General features: G+C 70.9%; 4 protein-coding genes. 3 read left to right on the forward strand and 1 reads right to left on the reverse strand.

The genetic code is table 11. The annotated features are described in order from the left end of the window. Window positions 1-191: 191 nt before the first annotated feature. Window positions 192-413, reverse strand: coding sequence for a hypothetical protein (locus ACFU8Q_RS40905; protein ID WP_384465131.1), 222 nt, complete (start codon window positions 411-413; stop codon window positions 192-194). A 69-nt stretch (window positions 414-482) separates the two neighbouring features. Here ACFU8Q_RS40905 and ACFU8Q_RS40910 point away from each other — a divergent pair, with 69 nt between their 5' ends. The 3 genes from ACFU8Q_RS40910 to ACFU8Q_RS40920 all read left to right on the forward strand — a co-directional run bounded on the left by ACFU8Q_RS40910 (window position 483) and on the right by ACFU8Q_RS40920 (window position 2,408). Beyond that, window positions 483-728 (forward strand): hypothetical protein, encoded by a 246-nt coding sequence (locus tag ACFU8Q_RS40910; protein WP_384465134.1) that lies wholly within the window; start codon window positions 483-485, stop codon window positions 726-728. Between the two features lie 238 nt (window positions 729-966). Then, window positions 967-1,545, forward strand: a complete 579-nt coding sequence (locus ACFU8Q_RS40915) for a carboxymuconolactone decarboxylase family protein (RefSeq protein ID WP_384465140.1) — start codon at window positions 967-969, stop codon at window positions 1,543-1,545. Next, window positions 1,542-2,408, forward strand: coding sequence for an RNA polymerase sigma-70 factor (locus ACFU8Q_RS40920; RefSeq protein WP_384465137.1), 867 nt, complete (start codon window positions 1,542-1,544; stop codon window positions 2,406-2,408). The genes ACFU8Q_RS40915 and ACFU8Q_RS40920 overlap by 4 nt, the downstream gene beginning before the upstream one ends. The last annotated feature ends 122 nt before the right edge of the window (window positions 2,409-2,530 follow it).

Below are 2,530 nucleotides of genomic sequence, written 5' to 3' on the forward strand. Positions count from 1 at the left end.
GTTCCAAGGGAGGCCGTGTGAAGGGTGGCTGACCGGCGAACGTGACCGCGCACAGCAGGATCCGTCCGGACCGGACGGTGACCGATACCGGCGGGCACGACCTGCCCGCCACGCCCCGGCCGCCTTTCCGGACGGCCGGGACGCGGCGGGCGGGGGAGCGCCGTTTTGGCGCTGTACGCGCGCCCGGAGGCTCATGCGGGAGCCGGCACCGGTGCCGGGCGCAGTGACGCGAGCGGTGAGCGCCGGCCTTTCTCCACCGCGCGCAGCTGCTCCCGGCCGACCTCGGGGTGCGCGGGGACGACCGCGTCGACGGACGCCATGGTGGAGAGCGCGACGTCTACGGCCCCGGCCCGGCATGTGCCGAAGCGGACCTCGATCGACTGCGGGGAGCGGACCCGGCCGAGGCGCACCATGTGGTCGAAGCCGGCTCGGCGGACCCAGGGCCGGGCGGCGGCCGGCTCCGGCCCGAGGGGGTGTCGGCGGTGAGCAGCTCCGCCAGGTCCTCCCGCCGGCAGACATCCGCGGCCTGCCCGGGGTGGAGCGGCGAGCGGCGTTCTGTCGGGGTTCGCGCTCGGCTCGGTGAACAGTCCGCGGTCGGCGAGGCGCCGGACGCGAACGCGGTCATGGCCGGCCTTCTCGCCCATCTGGATGGGTGTGCCGAGGGCGCGGACTCCTACCGCCTCGCCGGCACCCGGGCCCGAGCCGAAGAGCCCACCGCGGCCGGCTGAAAGAACTACGGGCCCGCTCTCCGTGACGGCTCACCGCCCTCACGGGCGGCGAGCCGTCATCAGAAGAACAAGGGAGCGCAAGTACGGGGTGACGTACCGGACGGTGCGCCAGGCGGTGAACTCTGCCTGGTCACGGGCCTGTGCGCGCCGGCGATCTGTGCGCGATGGCAGTGGTTGTCACATCCGCGGGCCCGGCGGTGTCTTCATGGCAACCAGTCGAACGCACAAGGAGAACACCATGGCGCTACGCGTCCCGAAGGCCGAGCTTCCCACCGAGCTCAGCGAAAACATGATCAAGCAGCTCGGTGCCGTGCCCGAGCCCGTCGAGGTGGTGTGGCACAGCCCCAAGGTCGCCACGTCCAACTTGGAGTTTTCGGCCAGGCTGGGCGAGTGGGATGCGGCCGACGCGAGCCTCAAGTCGTTCGCGCACATGGCGGTCGCGGCGCAGGTCGGCTGCAGCTGGTGCCTCGACGTCGGCTACTTCCAGGCGCAGAACGAGAACCTTGACCTGGCCAAGGCGAGCCAGGTGCCGCGCTGGCGGGAGTCGGAGGTGTTCACACCGCTGGAGCGGGACGTGATGGAGTACGCCGAGGCCATGACGAACACGCCCCCGACCGTCACCGACGAACAGTACGCAAGCCTGCTCGACCGGCTCGGCCCGGCGGCGATGGTCGAACTTACCGCGTACATCGCCTTCGTGAACATGGCGACCAGGAACAACAATGCGAACGGGGTCACCTCGCAGGGCTTCTCCGATGCCTGCGAGATCCCGCTGGCCACGCGTCCCGAGACGTCCCCGGTAGCGTCGACGGCATGACCGAGGACCCGTTCGTAGTCCATCGCAGCCTGCTGTTCACAGTCGCCTACGAGATGCTCGGCTCCGCGGCCGACGCGGAGGACGTGCTGCAGGATTCCTGGCTGCGGTGGGCCGACGTCGACCAGTTGCAGGTGAGCGACCCGCGGGCGTACCTCGTCCGGGTCGTCACACGGCAAGCGCTCAACCGCCTGCGTACGTTGTCGCGCAGCCGCGAGGAGTACGTCGGCGAGTGGCTGCCGGAGCCGCTGCTGACCAGCCCGGATGTCGCCGAGGACGTCGAACTCGCCGAGAGCGTCTCGATCGCGATGCTGACCGTCCTCGAAACACTCGGGCCCACCGAGCGGGCGGTGTTCGTGCTCCGCGAGGTCTTCGAGACGCCGTACGGCGAGATCGCCGAGGCCGTCGGCAAGTCCGCGGCCACGGTGCGCCAGATCGCGCGGCGGGCACGCGAGCACGTGGCGGCTCGGCGGCCGCGGGTGCGGGTGAACCGGTCGGAGCAGCAGGCCGTGGTGGAGCGGTTCCTGGTCGCGTTGCGAACCGGGCAGTTGCAGGAGCTGATGGAGGTCATGGCGCCCGACGTGGTCCTGATCGCCGATGGCGGCGGGATTGTGGCCGCCGCTCCGGCTCCGATCCACGGGGCCGAACTGGTGGCGCCGTTGCTCGCGCGCGCGAACCGGGTGGTGGCCGCGTTCGAGACGACGACTGTGTGGCTCAACGGCGCGCCCGCGGGCCGGATCGAGATCGACGGCGAGCCGGCCGCGGTGAGCCTCGTGGTGGAGAATGGGCGGGTCACCCGGATCTACGTCGTGAGAAACCCGCGGAAGCTGACGCGGCTGGACAAACCGGCCGAACTCGCCAGGTAAGTCCGCCGCTGCTCCGGCTCGTGCGTGTTCCGGGCGGTTGCAACCCCCCCGAAAACCCTCTGAATCGCACAGAACCACGTCCCTGACCCCCCGGTCAGCGGCGGATCACGCCGCAACGGAGT

This window comes from Streptomyces sp. NPDC057543 (assembly GCF_042801895.1).
Taxonomy (GTDB): domain Bacteria; phylum Actinomycetota; class Actinomycetes; order Streptomycetales; family Streptomycetaceae; genus Streptomyces.

What these genes read in the sequence shown, in the direction of transcription:
- ACFU8Q_RS40915 (WP_384465140.1), top strand. Translation starts at nt 967, where the DNA reads ATGGCGCTACGCGTCCCGAAGGCCGAGCTTCCCACCGAGCTCAGCGAA.
- ACFU8Q_RS40920 (WP_384465137.1), top strand. Translation starts at nt 1,542, where the DNA reads ATGACCGAGGACCCGTTCGTAGTCCATCGCAGCCTGCTGTTCACAGTC.
- ACFU8Q_RS40905 (WP_384465131.1), bottom strand. Translation starts at nt 413, where the DNA reads ATGGTGCGCCTCGGCCGGGTCCGCTCCCCGCAGTCGATCGAGGTCCGC.